At 69.0% G+C, this 16,064-nt stretch carries 11 protein-coding genes; 3 read left to right on the top strand and 8 right to left on the bottom strand.

Annotated elements, in window-relative coordinates; genetic code table 11:
• Positions 1-234: hypothetical protein (locus tag Q343_RS15455; protein WP_211248988.1), on the bottom strand; the 234-nt coding region annotated here is incomplete at its 3' end.
• Between the two features lie 338 nt (positions 235-572).
• Between Q343_RS15455 and Q343_RS0108950 the strand changes: the two genes are divergently transcribed.
• Entirely contained in the window at positions 573-1,124 is a 552-nt protein-coding gene (locus Q343_RS0108950) for a GNAT family N-acetyltransferase (protein ID WP_052367037.1), read from the top strand.
• 39 nt (positions 1,125-1,163) lie between these two features.
• Here Q343_RS0108950 and Q343_RS0108945 read toward each other — a convergent pair whose 3' ends face one another.
• The 7 genes from Q343_RS0108945 to Q343_RS0108915 all read right to left on the bottom strand — a co-directional run bounded on the left by Q343_RS0108945 (position 1,164) and on the right by Q343_RS0108915 (position 14,063).
• Positions 1,164-2,165 carry a sugar phosphate isomerase/epimerase family protein gene (locus tag Q343_RS0108945; RefSeq protein WP_029253243.1) on the bottom strand — a complete coding sequence of 334 codons (1,002 nt, stop codon included), beginning with the start codon at positions 2,163-2,165 and terminating at the stop codon, positions 1,164-1,166.
• A 33-nt stretch (positions 2,166-2,198) separates the two neighbouring features.
• Positions 2,199-2,822 carry a hypothetical protein gene (locus Q343_RS0108940; protein WP_029253242.1) on the bottom strand — a complete coding sequence of 208 codons (624 nt, stop codon included), beginning with the start codon at positions 2,820-2,822 and terminating at the stop codon, positions 2,199-2,201.
• A gap of 218 nt (positions 2,823-3,040) precedes the next feature.
• Entirely contained in the window at positions 3,041-8,941 is a 5,901-nt protein-coding gene (locus Q343_RS14895) for a ThuA domain-containing protein (protein WP_248616790.1), read from the bottom strand.
• Positions 8,942-9,101: 160 nt separating this feature from the next.
• Positions 9,102-10,271: a Gfo/Idh/MocA family protein gene (locus tag Q343_RS0108930; RefSeq protein WP_029253240.1), complete on the bottom strand. Its 1,170-nt coding sequence runs from the start codon at positions 10,269-10,271 to the stop codon at positions 9,102-9,104.
• A gap of 80 nt (positions 10,272-10,351) precedes the next feature.
• On the bottom strand, positions 10,352-11,416 hold the full coding sequence (locus Q343_RS0108925; protein WP_029253239.1) for a substrate-binding domain-containing protein: 1,065 nt from the start codon (positions 11,414-11,416) through the stop codon (positions 10,352-10,354).
• A 62-nt stretch (positions 11,417-11,478) separates the two neighbouring features.
• Positions 11,479-12,546, bottom strand: coding sequence for an ABC transporter permease (locus Q343_RS0108920; protein ID WP_029253238.1), 1,068 nt, complete (start codon positions 12,544-12,546; stop codon positions 11,479-11,481).
• Positions 12,543-14,063 carry a sugar ABC transporter ATP-binding protein gene (locus tag Q343_RS0108915; protein ID WP_029253237.1) on the bottom strand — a complete coding sequence of 507 codons (1,521 nt, stop codon included), beginning with the start codon at positions 14,061-14,063 and terminating at the stop codon, positions 12,543-12,545. The genes Q343_RS0108920 and Q343_RS0108915 overlap by 4 nt, the downstream gene beginning before the upstream one ends.
• 134 nt (positions 14,064-14,197) lie before the next feature.
• On the opposite strand from Q343_RS0108915, the gene Q343_RS0108910 reads away from it, so the two are divergent.
• Positions 14,198-15,397 carry an ROK family protein gene (locus Q343_RS0108910; protein ID WP_029253236.1) on the top strand — a complete coding sequence of 400 codons (1,200 nt, stop codon included), beginning with the start codon at positions 14,198-14,200 and terminating at the stop codon, positions 15,395-15,397.
• Positions 15,394-16,059 (top strand): ThuA domain-containing protein, encoded by a 666-nt coding sequence (locus tag Q343_RS0108905; protein ID WP_029253235.1) that lies wholly within the window; start codon positions 15,394-15,396, stop codon positions 16,057-16,059. The genes Q343_RS0108910 and Q343_RS0108905 overlap by 4 nt, the downstream gene beginning before the upstream one ends.
• Positions 16,060-16,064 lie beyond the last annotated feature (5 nt).

Raw genomic sequence — 16,064 nt, 5'->3', positions numbered from 1 at the left:
TCCGTAAATGATCAACGTCAACCAACCAACCCACAAGGAGCCAGCCAGCAAACAACCATACGAAGCACCACACACCAAACGATGCGCGGCCTCATTAATCTGGCAATCAGATTCGAAAACTAACGTTTTCAAAAACTGTTGTCCAAAGACCCCCAACCACCAACCGAAACCACCCGAACGGGCAGCCACAGTCACCAGCCAGGAGATAAAACTTTGGCATTGACTATCAAGCACACTGTTGAGTTCTCAAACAACCAGCACGCACCGTCCCGACCCGCCGAACCTCAGCGACCCGAACCCGGGGCAACCTCTCCAACCTACCAGACCCGATCTCCCGCGTCCAGCCCCCCTTCCAGCCAGCCGCACACAAGGCACAACCCAACCAGACTCAGAAACCAGGGGTATCAGCACCCGGGACCGGCCATCCGCCCCGAAGAGCTCCTGTCCGTGTCTCCCTGTCGGGCTGACATCCAGAACATTACAGCCGGAACAACGAACCACCAAATCCCCCCGACGTGACCCCCACCACCTCTCCGGGGACGCCGCAGGCCGGCCCGAACTACCCTCGACCCATGGATGCCAGGACACGCGCGGCCACCGACCTCGACCTCGTCCCGCTGACAGCACTCGCGGCGCTCACGTTCCCCCTGGCCTGCCCGCCCGGGGCGGACCCCGTCGCGGTCCAGCGTCATGTCGAGACCGAGCTGGGGATCGACCCGATGGCGGCCTGGATCCGGAGTCCACGGCACGAGCTGTACGTCGTCGAACGCGACGGAGTGCACGGTCTGCTCGGATACGCGCTCATGAGTCTCGGACCGTGCCCGGTCCTGGATACCGCAGGGCGGCCGCTCGCCGACGTCGAGCTGTCCAAGATCTACGTTCACCCGGACGCTCAGGGGGCCGGGGTCGCGAGCACGCTGCTCATGTCGGCTCTCACCGCCGGCCGGCGGCTCGCGACCGGGCCCGTCTGGCTCGGGACCAACCAGGAGAACCATCGCGCGCAGTCGTTCTACGCGCGAGGCGGGTTCGACGTCGTCGGGCACCGCGAGTACGTCGTCGGTGGCGAGACGCATCAGGACGTCGTGATGGTGCGGGACGACGGCAGCCCCACGCGTCTGGACTGACCGCTTGGGGCTGCCGGACCAGCCGGAGGCGAGGGCCGCCTACTCCTTGCTCGAGAAGGCCGAGTCGAAGGCCGCGTCCGGAGCGTCGAACGCGAGGCGTCGGACGAACTCCAGCCCCTCGGGTGCGCCGACGAGACGGTCCATCCCGGCGTCCTCCCACTCGACCGACAACGGACCGTCGTAGCCGATCGCGTTGAGCATCCGGAAGGCGTCCTCCCACGGCACGTCGCCGTGACCGGTGGAGATGAAGTCCCAGCCGCGACGGGGGTCGGCCCACTCGAGGTGTGACCCGAGGCGTCCGTTGCGCCCGTTCAGCCGCTTCTTCGTGTCCTTGCAGTGCACGTGGAAGATGTGGTCCTGGAAGTCCCAGAGGAACGCGACGGGGTCGAGGTCCTGCCACACCATGTGGCTGGGGTCCCAGTTGAGCCCGAACGAGCTGCGGTGACCGATCGCCTCGAGGGTGCGCTTGGCGGTCCAGTAGTCGTAGGCGATCTCGCTCGGGTGAACCTCGAGGGCGAACCGCACCCCCACCTCCTCGTAGACGTCGAGGATCGGGTTCCACCGGTCGGCGAAGTCCTGGTAGCCAGCCTCGATCATGTCGGCCGGGACCGGCGGGAACATCGCGAGCGTCTTCCAGATCGACGACCCGGTGAACCCGACGACGGTCTTGACGCCGAGCTTCGCGGCCATCCGACCCGTGTCCTTGAGCGCCTCGGCGGCACGTCGGCGAACGCCCTCCGGATCTCCGTCGCCCCAGACCTCCGGCGACAGGATCTCCTCATGCCTCCGGTCGATCGGGTCATCGCAGACGGCCTGCCCCGTCAGGTGGTTCGAGATCGCCACGATCTTCAGGCCGTGGCGGTCCATCAGGTCGAGACGGCCCTGGACGTACTCGTCGTCGTCCCAGCGCGAGACGTCGAGGTGGTCTCCCCAGCAGGCGAGCTCCAGTCCGTCGTACCCCCATCCCGCGGCGAGTCCGGCGACCTCCTCCAGCGGCAGGTCGGCCCACTGGCCGGTGAACAGGCTGATAGGTCGAGTCATTGTCGTTCCTTCCCTCGGTGGATCTCTGGTGTCTTACTCGTTCGTGCGACGGCGCAGGAGGACGACCGCACCCACCGCGAGGAAGGCGACGACCGCGGCGACGCCGACCGCAACCCAGCCCCACGACGTGCCGCTGCCGGTCTCCCCGGTCGCAGCCGAGTCGGAGGTGTCCGCGGCCAGCTCGGTCTCGGGACCGGGTGCCGGCTCGTCAGGCTCTGGCGTCACGACCGGGGCGACGTCGATCTCGGTCGTCCCCGAGTATTCCGCCGGGACGGTCGCCACGGAGGTCAGGACCCAGTGCCCCTCACCGAGCAGTCCCGGCTCAGACTTGTACCAGCCCACGCCCTCGGACGCGGACTGCAGCTGGACCGGGCCGACCTCGGTGCCGTCGTCCGACACGGCGGTGACGATCAGGTCGACCGTCTCCTCCACGGGGTGGCCGTCGGCCGCCCAGCTGACGGCGGCGTCGATCCCGCCCGCGCCGTCCGTCCCGATGTCGACCTGGAGGTCGCCGCCGTGGGCATGTGCGGGCGACGCGGCCCAGGCGACGGCCAGCACGGCCGTGACCAGGAGGGCGAACGCGCGCCATGCCCACCGCGGGCCGACCGTGCCGACCGCGACCGCCGGACTCCCGGCGGCGACGCTCTGGGTGCTCATCAGTAGATCTCCTCGTTCGTCAGTGTTCAGGGCCTCGGCGCAGGAGCGGAGCGCACCGTCCTGCGCCGAGGGTGCCGACCGCGAGGCCGGCGATACCACCGAGAAGTGCCGGCCACGACGGCCGTCCCCGGGCCGGGACCGCGTCGCGGCACCCCGGCTACGTCCCGGTGGCGGGTGATGCGGGGGCCGGGCGTCGGACGCCCGGCCCCCGCGGTCAGTCAGCCGCAGGTCACCCCCGCGACGGTCACGATGACGACCGCCTTGCCCGAGGGGCTCAGGGTCCAGTCACCCTCGACCTCGAGCTCGGTCCCGGCGTCCGGCGTGGCGATCACCCGGTACTGACCCGGCGCGAGTGCGCCCAGGTCGGAGGGCTTGCCGTCGGCCTTGCCGTCCACCCAGTTGTGGAAGACGTAGCCCTTGACGCCGGAGACGTCGACCGGGCTCAGCGCACCGGTCGTCGTCCCGTCGGCCTCACAGCTCGGCTGGACGAGGTCCACGGCCGGGACACGGTCGCAGCCGTACCCGTCGATGGTCACCACCAGGGTGGCCTTGCCCGAGGGGCTCATCTTCCAGTCGCCGTCCACGTCGAGCAGGTGGTCGGCGTCCGGGGTCGCGATGACGTGGTACTGGCCGGGAGCGAGGTCCTGGAGGTCCGACGGCTTGCCGTCGTTCAGGTCCCCGTCCACCCAGTTGTGGACCACGTAGCCCTTGACGCCGTCGACCGACTCGCCGGTGAGCGAGCCACCGGCGCGGACGTTCTCGCCGTCCTCGTCGACCTCGCACGTCGGCTGCGTGACGGTGACCACAGGGGTCGCCGTCGGGCAGTCGAACGCGTCGATGGTCACCGCGAGCTCGAGACGTCCCTGGAAGATCTCCGTCCACCCGTCGCCCGGGACGAGGGTGTAGCCCTCAGCCGGGTATGCGCGGATCAGATAGTTGCCCGGAGCCATGTCGCCCGCGCGGACGTTCCGACTCTTGTCGGCTGCGTCCTTGACGACGTAGCGAGCCACGCCGTCCATGGTGGTTCCGACGACCGCACCGTTCACCTTGTCGAACGCACCGTCGACAACGGTGCACGCGGACTGGGTGACCGTGGCGGCCGGGGTGGCCTCCATGACGACCGGGTCGGTGTCCGCGATGGTGAACACCAGATCCGCACCGTCGACGTTCTGGTCGCCGGCCGAGGCGCGCACCTGGACGGTGTGCTCCCCCGGATCGGAGACCTCGACCGGAGCCGTGTACTCGGCCCAGCCTGCGCCGTCGAGGTTGTACTCGCGGTATACGAGCTCACCCTCAGGGCCGCCGGTCGTGTCGATCGAGACCGTGACCGGCCCCGTGTACGCCCCGTCCTCACCGTCCGGCGTGGCCGGGTCGATCGACCCGGTCACGGTGAGCGGCTCGGCGACCTCGTCGCCGACCACGCGGAAGTGGTCGAACGACGCCGTCACGGACGTGGACTCGGACGCGCCGAGGGCGAAGAGGCCCACCTTCGCGTCGGCCACCGCAGTGTTCTCGACGGAGTCGCCGAGCGACTCCCACGTCTCGCCGTCGGTCGAGTACGAACCGGTGAAGGTCGTCCCTTCCTTGGTGAGGCGCAGGAACCAGACGTCGCCCGACAGATTGGTCGCCCCAGGCTGCGGGTTTACGATCGCACCTGCGACCTCGGACCGCAGCTCGATCCGGCCTGCTACGGGCGAACCCGCGGCGTTGTCGGTGACGTAGTCCAGCTTGACGTAGTTGTCGTCGTCCTCATAAAGGATCAGACCGCCCTGCTGGTACTGCTCAGCGAACTGCGAGCCGTCGACGACGGTCTCGACGGTCCAGTCACCCTCCGGCTGGTCCTGGAGGATGATGTTCGGCACGTCCGTGTTGCCACCCTGATAGATGTCGGTGGGCGACGTGTCGATCTCCAGCGAACCGTTCGCGACGCGATAGCCCTCCGGGTCCTCGCGGACGATGCCGGTCCACCGGCACGTGTCGAGGGACGATCCCTCGAACTCGTCGTCAGGCCCGGTCGCGGAGGCCGAGTCGTCCGGCGTGATGTGGAACCAGTCGAACTCGGCGTCCACGACCGGAGCGACAGACCCCGTGCCCGCGAGCGAGACGAGCCCGATGCGCGGGTCGACGATGCCGTCGAGCGACTTCGTCTGCGGCATCTGCGTGAAGTCCACGCCGTTCGCCGAGTACGACGCTGTCAGGTCGGAGCCGTCAGAGCTCGCGAACCGCACGTACACCGTAGACGGGTATGCCGCCCCCAGCGCCGCCGTGTTGGACTCGGCGACCTCGTTCGGAGCACCAGCCTCCTCACGGACGAACTGGAAGATGCGCGTCGCCGGGTCACCGGGGTTGGAGCGACCCTGGATGACCATCTTCGCGTAGTTGTCCGCATCGCCGTAGATCACGAGACCGGCCTGCTGGTACTGCGCGTTCGCCGGGATCGTCACCTTCGCGGTGGCGGTGAACGCACCGTCCTCCAGGTCCTGAAGCACCAGGTTCGGCACCGTGACGTTCCCGGTTCCGTAGAAGTCGGTCGTCGACGCCGGGATCGTCAAGATCCCGTCCGAGACCGACAGGTTCTGGTCCTGGTCCTGGACGGTCCAGCGGTCCGGGTCGATCTCCGTCCCGAGGAAGTCGTCAGAGCGACCCTGGAAGCACTGGGTCGGCTCGACGGTCTCCTGTGTCACCGTCACGGTCACGTACTCGACCGCGTAGGCACCACCCGCGTCGGTCACCCGCACCTGGAGCCGGTACGTGCCCGGTTCCGTGTACGTGTGCTCGAGCTCGGGCGAACCGTCGACGAACCCGTCGCCAAGACCGAGATCCCAGGCATAGACGAGGTCCTCGGCGGCACCGTCGGGGTCGGTCGCCGCGGCCGACGCGGTGACCGTGAGCGGTGCGAGACCCTCGAGCGGCGTCGCGTCGAGCGTGACGTCAGGACGCTCGTTCGCCGTGACACCACGTCCGTCGATCTCGAACCAGTTGACGTTGATGCCGCCGGAGAGCAGCACGAAGTGCAGCGACCCCGAGCCGGAGGGCACGTCCGCGAGAGGTACCGGAACGTCCTCGTAGACCTGCCAGTCTCCGGTGTCGGGCACGGTGAACGTACCAATCTCGGGACCGTCCGGCGCGTCCCAGCGCACCGAGACCTCACCGCCACCCGCGCCGGAGGCGGCGCGGACGGAAAGGCCGTCGACGTTCGTCAGGCTGACAGGCTCGTAGGCCCACCAGTCGTCAGTCTCGATGAAGCCGATGTTCTGCCCACCGCCGGCGGAATCACCGGTCTCCTCGGTCACGACGCCGGCGTCGCCGCCGGTCGTCGAACCGGCGAGCCGACCGGTCGAGGTGAAGAACTCCGCCTGCACGAGCTTGGGCTGCAGCACCTGAAGGTCGTTCGCGGAGAGCGGGACACCCGCGTCTCCACCGTCGTCGGCGTACGTCGCCTCGATCACCCAGAAGATGTTCGACTCGATGCCGTGGCCCTCGTCGCGTGCCGTCTGGATGACACCCTCGCAACCGCTGAGCTCGTCGAACGGGTGCGCGTGCGAGTCGTGGCCCAGCGACGTGAACAGGCGCACGTCGGCACAGTCCACTTCACCGTCCGGGTCGTCGACGGCGATCTCATAGGCGACCTGGTCGCCCCACTCGAAGAACCCGCCGTTCTCCGGGAAGGTGATCGAGACCGTCGGCGCCTCGTTGCCCACGACGACCGTCACGTTGGCGACCCCTGCGAGGCCGTCGTCGTCGGTCGCCGTCAGCTGGGCCGTATAGGACCCGTTCTCCGTGTAGACATGCGTCGGGTTGGCGTCGGAGCTCGGCTCCGAGCCGTCACCGAACGTCCACTCCAGTGTGATCGGGTCGCCGTCGGGGTGACGGGTCCCCTCGGACGAGAACTGGACGGTCAGCGGTGCTGCGCCGCTGGTGACATCGGCGGACGCACGCGCGATCGGAGCCGCGTCGCCCTGGACGTAGTTGACCTTGAAGATTCCCGACGAGTCGTTGTTCCCGCCGAAGCCGGAGCCCCAGTCGACCATGTACATGGCGCCATCCGGGCCGAACTCCCAGTCCATCGGACGATCGAAGCCGGCACTCGGGTCGAAGATCCCCGGGAGCACACGGTTGATGTCCACGAGGTCGTCGCGGTCGTCGCCCGTGAGCTGGAACGAGTACATCTTGCCCTGGTTCCACTCACCGAAGAACGCCTTGCCGTCCCAGTACTCGGGCCACTTCACGGCCGAGTCGAGGTCGGCGTCGAACTCGTAGACGGGCCCGCCCATCGGTGCGCCGCCGCCGCCGATCTCGGGGAACAGCGGATTCGTGGCGTAGCCGTACCAGACCTCCGCCTCGATAGCACCGGGCAGCTGCTGAATGCCGGTGTTGTTCGGGGAGTCGTTGACGACGCCCGCGTCGCAGTCAAAGGCCTCGCCGGACTGTCCGGTGGCGAAGTCATAGTCGACGTAGTCGTTGTTCGAGCCCGTGCAGTAGGGCCAGCCGTAGAAGCCCGGCTCGCTCACCACGTTCCACTCGACCGTCCCGGCCGGCCCGCGCGACGCGCTCGCCGAGCCCGCGTCAGGACCGTAGTCCGCGACGTGCACAGCATCGGTCTGCGGGTCCACGCCGATCCGGAAGGGGTTACGGAAGCCCATCGCGTAGATCTCGGGAAGCGTGTCCTCGGTTCCAGGGGCGAACATGTTGCCCTCAGGGACCGTGTACGAGCCGTCATCCTGCGGCGTGATGCGCAGGATCTTGCCGCGCAGGTCGTTCGAGTTGGCCGACGTGCGCTGCGAGTCGTAGTTCTTGCGACCGGAGCGCTCGTCGATCGGGGTGTAGCCCGCCGACTCGAAGGGATTCGTGTTGTCGCCCGTGGCGATGTACATGTTTCCGGCGGAGTCGAAGGTCATGTCGCCGCCCGCGTGGCAGCAGGTGTCCCGCTGCGTCGGGATGGTCAGGACCTTCTCCTCGGTCGCGGCGTCGATCGAACCGTCGGCAAAGGTGAAGCGTGAGACCTGGTTGTGCGGCCCCACGTCACCCACGTCACGCGGGGACCAGAACAGGTAGACCCACCCGTTGTCGCCGAAGTCAGGGTCGAGCACGATGCCGGTGAGCCCGTCCTCGTTCGACTGCGTGACGGCGAGCGTCAGCGCCGTCGTCGTCACGTTCGTCTCCGGGTCGATGACTCGAACTCGACCGTCACGTTCCACGTACAGCACGGTGCCGTCGGGGGCGACGTCGAGCATCATCGGGTTCGACGTGTCGTCGTCCAGCGGGACGGCCTCGTAGCTGGCGCTCTGGGTCGCGGAGCAGTCGCTGTCCACGACGCCCGCGGCGGTCTGGATGCCGCCGAGCAGGTGCTCGAGGAAGTCGGGCTCGGCGAACGAGGCGTCGGTGTGACCGCCTCCGGTGTACCAGGAGCGCCCGCCGTCGAAAGCCTGGCACCAGGCGATCGGGTGCTCGGCACCCATCGCGGTACCACCCGGGTTGTACGTCGACTCGTCGAGCGAGGCGAGCACGTGGACGTCGTCGGTCGGGTCCTCGCGGAAGTTGTACCACTCGTCAAAGCGGTCCCACCGCTCGGGCAGGTGGTCGGTGGACTCGTGGGCGTGGTCGTGAACCTTGATGGTCGCGTCCTGCTGGGCGGGGTGGCCCGCGAAGTAGGCACCGACGAGCTCGCCGTACCAGGGCCAGTCGTACTCGGTGTCCGACGCGGCGTGGATCCCCGCGTAGCCTCCACCGTTCTCGATGTACGCCTCGAACGCGGCCTGCTGCGTCTCGTCGAGGACGTCGCCCGTCGTCGAGAGGAAGACGACCGCCTCGTACTGCTCGAGGTTCTCCTCGGTGAAGGCGCCGGCGTCCTCCGTCGCCGTCACGGTGAAGCCGTTGTCCTCACCGAGCTGCTCGATGGCGGCGATCCCGGTCGGGATCGACCCGTGGCGGAAGCCCGCCGTCTTGGAGAAGACCATGACGTCGAACGCGTCGACGGCCTCCACGATCGGTTCAGCTGTCTCGTCGGCCTGCGCGCCAAGGGCGCCGACGACCGAGAGCGGAAGTGCGACCGCGGTCGCGACAGCCGCAGCGAGGCTGCGCCTGAGCGTCCGCGAGCGTGCTCTGAGCACTGTACTCACCAGGAACTCCTTCGGTCCGGTTGGGTGGTGCTATGACGATGCGCTCCGCAGTGACCCGCACGTCGGCCCGGACGTCGGGGTCCCGGTGTGGTGGCGGATGCCACCACCGGTGCGGGGCCGGTCGGCCCCGCACCAGGGTTCACGGGCTGGGCCCGCGAGCTCAGACGTCGAGCCAGGCGCCCTTCTCGGCGCTGCGCTCGACGGCGTCGAGGACCTTTTGGACGGCCAGGCCGTCGGCGAACGACGGCGCGGGCTGCTCTCCGGCCGCGACCGCCCCCACGAGGTCGACGACCTGGTGCGTGAAGGCGTGCTCGTATCCGAGGCCGTGACCCGGCGGCCACCAGGACGCGATGTACGCGTGGTCGGCCTCGGTGACGACGATCCGTCGGAACCCCGCCGTCGCGGCAGGCTCCTCGGCATCGAAGAAGTGCAGGACGTTCATGTCCTCGAAGTCGAAGGCCACGGACCCCCTGGACCCGTTGATCTCGATGCGGATGGCGTTCTTGCGGCCCTGGGCGAACCTCGTCGCCTCGAACACGCCGACCCCACCGCCGGACATCCGGGCCAGGAAGCACGCGGCGTCGTCGACGGTGACCGGGCCGACCTCGTCGCCGCCCTTGCCGGCGAGACCGGCGAACTCCGTGGCGACAGGACGCTCCGACACGAACGTCTCGAGCATGCCCGAGACCCCCGTGACCGACTCGCCGGTGATGAACTGCGTGAGGTCGATGATGTGGGCGCCGATGTCTCCGAGAGCGCCCGAGCCGGCCTTGTCCTTGTCCATCCGCCACGACAGCGGCGCCGCCGCGTCGGAGAGCCAGTCCTGCAGGTACTGCGCGCGCACGTGACGGACCGTGCCGATCCGTCCGTCGGCCACCAGCTGACGTGCAAGCTGGATCGCGGGAACCCGGCGATAGGTGAAGCCCACCATCGACAGGACGCCGCGGGCGGCGGCACGCTCGGCAGCCGCCACCATCTCCTCGGCCTCGGCGACCGAGTTGGCGAGGGGCTTCTCGCACAGGACGTGCTTGCCCGCGTCGAGGGCGGCGATCGCGATCTCGGCGTGCGTGTCACCCGGCGTGCAGATGTCGATCAGGTCGACGTCGTCCCGGGTCAGCAGCGTGCGCCAGTCGGTCTCGACGGAGTCCCAGCCCAGCTTGTCGGCCGCCGCCGTGACGTTGTCACGGTTGCGCCCAGCGAGCGCCGTCATCGACGGACGGAGCGGGAGGTCGAAGAAGCGAGGAGCGGTGCGCCATGCCTGCGAGTGCGCGGCGCCCATGAACGAGTAGCCGACCATGCCGACGCCGAGCCGTGCGGGTGCGTCACCCATGTGAAGGTCCTTTCGTCAAAGTTGTGCGAGCCGGACGACCGGCGGGGAGCCAGGCTCCCCGCCGGTCGAGAGTCGTCGGCTCAGGACTCGAACGCAGTCGGCAGGTACTCGTCGACGTTGTCCGCGGTCACGACGGGGGCGAAGAGCTGGACCTGGCGCGGGACACCGACGGTCTCGAGGTCGCTCATCGTCTTGTTCTGCGCGATGAGGCGGGCGAGCTCGATGCCGTCACCGGCCTGCGTGGACGGGTAGACGACCGTGGCCTGCAGGACGGTGTCGCCCGCCTGGATGTCCTCCATGACGTTCTTGGAGCCGGCGCCGCCGACCATGAAGAACTCGTCACGTCCGGCGTTCTCGATCGCGGCCATGACGCCGACACCCTGGTCGTCGTCGTGGTTCCAGATCGCGTCGATCTCGGGCGCGGCCTGCAGCAGGTTGGAGGTCGCCGACTCGCCACCCTGGACGGTGAAGTCCGCGGCGACGCGGTTGTCGACGTCGAGCCCGCAATCGGCGAGAGCGTCCTCGAAGCCCTGGCTGCGGTCCTGGGTCAGCGGCAGCGAGTCGATGCCGGCGATCTCGGCCACGACGGCGTCGGGGTTGTCCCCGAGCTGCTCGCAGATGTACGTGCCGGCGCTGACGCCCATGCCGTAGTTGTCGCCGAGCACGGTGGTACGGGCGGCGAACGGGCTGGAGAACTCGCGATCGACGTTGACAACCGGGATGCCCGCCTCCATGGCCTTGATGGCGACCTCAGTCAACGAGGCGCCGTCGAACGGCAGCAGGACGATGGCATCCACGCCCTCGTTGATGAACTGCTCGATCTGGCTAATCTGCACATTGACGTCGTTCGTTGCCTCGGCCTGACGCAGCTCGACGTCGTCGAACGAATCGGCCATCGCGATGGCGTTCTTGGTGATGGCGCCCATCCAGCCGTGGTCGGCGGCCGGGGCCGAGAACCCGATGACGACGTCGTCGCCCAGGTCGTCGTTGGCCGAGACCGGTGCGGCCTCCTCCGAGCTGGCCTCGGCGTCGTCGCCCTCGTCGGCGGGCTCGTTCGAGGTGCAGCCCGAGAGGAGGAGCGCCGTGGCGGCGGTCGCGGCGGCGAAGGCACCGATACGACGGCGGGTGGTGGTGCGTGCGGACATGAGATCTCCCTTGATTCGTCCAGCGTGTGGTGTTGGGTGGATGCGGGCGCGTTGCCCGCGGGTCAGGCTTTTCGCTTGCTCCGCTCGGCGAACTGCTGCTGCAGGAGGACCGCGACGACGATGATGACGCCCTGCGCGACGGCCTGCGCCGAGATGGACATGTTGTTCTGGGTGAAGACGTTTCGGAGGATCGAGAAGATCAAGACGCCGAACACCGTCCCGACGATCGTGCCGCGGCCGCCGGCGAGGAGAGTTCCTCCGACGACCACCGCCGCGATGGCGTCGAGCTCGTAGTACAAGCCGTTGGTTGACGTGCCCGCCGTGGTCCGGGCGAGCATCATCACGGCGGCGATCCCGGCGGTGAAGCCGGCGAGCCCGTAGAGGTACATGGTGTGGCGCTGGACCTTGATGCCGGCGAGCCGGGCGGCCTCGGGGTTGCCGCCGACGGCGACGGTACGGCGGCCGAACGTCGTGCGGTTGAGCAGCACCCACCCGACGACGGCGACGAGCGCGAACATCCACACGAGCACCGGGACGCCGAGGACGTCGGCGCGGAAGAAGTCGAGGAAGCCGTCGACCTCGACGATCTGCGTCCGGCGGTTCGAGATCATCTCCGCGAGCCCGCGGGCCGCCACCATCATCGCGAGCGTCGCGATGAACGCGACGACCTTGCCGTAGGCGATCAGCACGCCGTTGACCAGGCCGGCGGCCGTGCCGACGGCCAGCGCTGTCAGGACCATGACGATCCAGTGCGTGTCCTCTGCCATCGTCTGGGTCGCGAGCGTCGACGCCCAGACCGTGGAGAGTCCCATGACGGACCCGACCGAGAGGTCGATCCCGCCGCCGGTGATGACGAACGTCATGCCGATGCTGAGAACGCCGATCACCGCTGCGGCGCGGAAGATCGTCATGAAGTTGTCGACGTTGAGGAACCGGTCCCCGGCCGTGATGTAGCCGACGGCCCCGAGGGCGAGGAGCGCGAGGACGAGTCCTGCGTTGCGCCCCATCGATCCTTGCAGCAGGGCCGAGCGCCCGCCGCCGTGGCCCGAGCTCGTCTCGTCCGGAGCCTGCTCGGGCGCCGTCTGCTCTGTCTCCGAGACCGCCTGTCCGGTCTCCTGCTGACCGCTCATGCGGCACTTCCTTCCATGACAAGGTCGAGCACGCCGTGCTCGTCGATCGATGACGAGGGGCCTTCGTGGACGATCCGTCCCTCCGAGACGACGAGGACGCGGTCGGCGAGGCCGAGCACCTCCTCGATCTCGCTGGAGACGACCACGACGGCGGCCCCGGCGTCCGCGAGGGAGCGGATCAGTGCGTAGATCTCGGCACGCGCGCCCACGTCGACGCCCCGGGTGGGCTCGTCGAGGAGGAGGACGCGGCAGCCCTGGACGAGCCAGCGGCCGAGGATCGCCTTCTGCTGGTTGCCGCCGGAGAGGGTGCGGACGGTGCGGTCGACGTCGGTGGGGCGGACGTCGAGCGCGACCACCTGCTCCTCGGCCGCCGCCCGCTCGGCCGACTCGTTGAGGAACCCGCCGGACGCGAACCGGTCGAAGCTCGGCAGCGTGATGTTGCGGTAGACGGCCTCGTCGAGGATGAGACCCTGCGACTTGCGCTCCTCCGGGCACAGACCGATCCCGGCGCGCACGGCGCGAGGCACGGACCCCGTGCGCAGCGGGCTGCCGCCCACGCGGACCGTGCCGCCGGTGGCCCGGCGTGCGCCGTAGATGGTCTCGAGGATCTCCGAGCGGCCGGCGCCGACGAGCCCTGCGAGGCCCACGACCTCGCCCTCTCGCACGGTGAACGAGACGTCCGAGAAGGTGTCCGCGAGCTCGAGGTTCTCGACCTCGAGCAGGGGCTCGGCCCCGGCAGGGACCCCCGGAAGCTCCGGGAACGTGTTGTCGACGGCCTTGCCGGTCATCAGGCGGATCAGCTCGGCGGTCGGGGTGTCGGCGACCTCGAGGTTCGTGGCGACCGTGCTGCCGTCCTTGAGGACGGTGATCCGGTCGCCGATCTCGCGGATCTCCTCGAGACGGTGAGAGATGTAGATGATGGCGACGCCCTGCGAGGTGAGCTCCCGGACGACGCGGAAGAGGTTCTCCACCTCGCCGGAGTCGAGGACGGCCGAGGGCTCGTCCATCACGATCACGCGGGCGTCGTGCGAGAGCGCCCGGGCCATCGAGACGATCTGCTTGCCGGCGGCCGAGAGGTTGCCCACCTCGGCGTGCGGCGAGAGGTCGCCGTGCCCGAGACGCTCCAGGAGCTCTCGGGTGCGGCGGGTCAGGGACCGCCTCTGGGTGAAGCCCGCGCGAGCGAGCTCGTGACCGAGATAGATGTTCTCGGCCACGGAGAGTCCGTCGACGACGTCGAGCTCCTGATACATCGTCGCAATGCCATACCCGAGCGCGGTGACCGGGTCTGTGATCGTGATCGGCTCGCCGTCGACGAGGATCGTGCCCTCGTTCGGTTGGTGGGCTCCGGCGAGGACTTTGATGAGCGTGGACTTTCCGGCGCCGTTCTGGCCGAGGAGGCAGTGAACCTCACCGGGACGGACCTCGAGGTCGACGCCGTCGAGAGCTCGTGCTCCCGGGAACGTCTTCACGATTCCGTGCATCTGCAGCATCGGTGCTGTGGGGTCTGCGGTGACCATATGACGAACGTAGAGTGACTTCTGCTGTTCGTCAATCAAAAGATGCGGTACTTTTGCATCGTTACCAAGCCGTGACGCTCGTCACGCTGAAGAACCGTGGCGACGTCCGGAAGGTTGCGTGATTCACTGTGCTCATGGAAGGGCTGAAGAAGTTCCCGCCGCGCCCGACGGGCGCCGGCGAGATGTTCCAGCTGTTTCGCGACGGCGTCCCACGCACACGCGCGGGGCTGGTCACCGAGACCGGGCAGTCGCGGTCGACGATCGCCGCCCGCATCGACGCCCTGGTCTCTCTCGGACTCCTCGCCCCCGCGGGTGAGTCCACGAGCACCGGCGGGCGACCGCCGTCGAACTTCGCCTTCGACCCGACCGCGCGGATCGTCCTCGGCATCGACCTCGGCGCGACGCACGCGCGGCTCGCGGTCACCGACCTCGCCGCGACCGTCCTCGCCGAGACCAGCGCACCCCTCGCGATCACCGACGGGCCGGACCCCGTGCTCGCCTGGGTCGCCGAGACGTCCGAGAAGCTGGTCGCGACCGCCGGCCGTCGCGTCGACGAGGTCGTGGGCCTCGGCCTGGGACTCCCCGGCCCGGTGGACCACACCCGTGGCCGACCGGTGAACCCCCCGATCATGCCGGGCTGGGACGACGTCGACGTGCCCGGGCGGCTCCACACGTACCTGCCCGTGCCCGTGCTCGTCGACAACGACGTCAACATCATGACCCTCGGGGAGCACCGGACCACGTTCCCCACCGAGCAGGACCTCCTCTTCGTCAAGGTCGCGACCGGCATCGGGGCGGGCATCGTGATGGACGGCGCGCTCAGGCGCGGCGCCCAGGGCGCGGCGGGCGACGTCGGGCACATCGCCGTCCCCGGTGCCGACGAGGTTCCGTGCCGCTGCGGCAACACCGGCTGCCTCGAGGCGCTCGCCGGCGGGCACGCGATCGCCGCCCGCCTCCGTGACGCCGGGACCGAGGCGGCCACCGCCGCGGACGTCGTGGCGCTCGTCCGCGCGGGCGACGTGCTCGCCGGCCAGGCGGTCCGGCAGGCCGGCCGCGACATCGGAGCGGTCCTGGCGTCGTCCGTCAGCCTGCTCAACCCGGCGCGGATCGTCGTCGGCGGGGTCCTCGCCGAGGCCGGCGAGCACCTCATCGCGGGCATCCGCGAGGTGATCTACCAACGGTCCCTGCCCCTCGCCACCCAGCACCTGCGGATCACCACGAGCCACACCGGGGGTCAGGCCGGAGTCATCGGCGCAGCGGCTATGGTGACCGATCAGATCCTGGCGGCGACCGCCGTCGAAGCGCTCATTGCCGAGAGGTCGGAGGCATCATGACCACACGACGCGCCCTCGTCGTCCGCGGCGGCTGGGAGGGCCACGCCCCCGTCGAGTCCACCGACCTCTTCATCCCGTTCCTTCGCGCCCACGGGTTCGACGTCCAGGTCGAGGACTCGCTCGAGGTCTATGCGGACGAGCCGTACATGAGCACGGTCGACCTGATCGTCCAGTGCTGGAGCATCGGCGAGATCCTGGCCGACGAGATGCACGGACTGCGCGTCGCCGTCGAGAACGGCGCCGGGCTCGCCGGCTGGCACGGCGGGCTCATCGACGCCTTCCGCAACGCGACTGACTACCAGCACCTGATCGGAGCGCAGTTCGTCGCTCACCCCGACGACTTCATCGAGCACACCGTCGAGATCAGCCCCGACCGGGCCGACCACCCGATCGTCGAGGGCGTCTCCCAGATCTCCATCACCAGCGAGCAGTACTGGGTGCTCAGCGACGGTGCGAGCGACGTCCTCGCCACGACCACGCACGTGCCGCGCGAGGACTCGCCGTGGCACTCGCCCGTCACCGTCCCGGCCGTCTGGACGAGAAGCTGGGGTCGCGGGCACGTATTCGCCTGCACGATCGGCCACAGTCCGGCAGAGCTGGAGATTCCCGAGGTCAGGACGATCATCGAGCGCGGGATGCTCTGGGCCGCGCGCACGGCGTAGCGCGC

It is taken from the genome of Paraoerskovia marina DSM 21750, from assembly GCF_000701465.1.
Lineage (GTDB): Bacteria > Actinomycetota > Actinomycetes > Actinomycetales > Cellulomonadaceae > Paraoerskovia > Paraoerskovia marina.
Note: the sequence above shows the minus strand (reverse complement) of the source record. Positions and strands in the feature narration are given on the sequence as shown.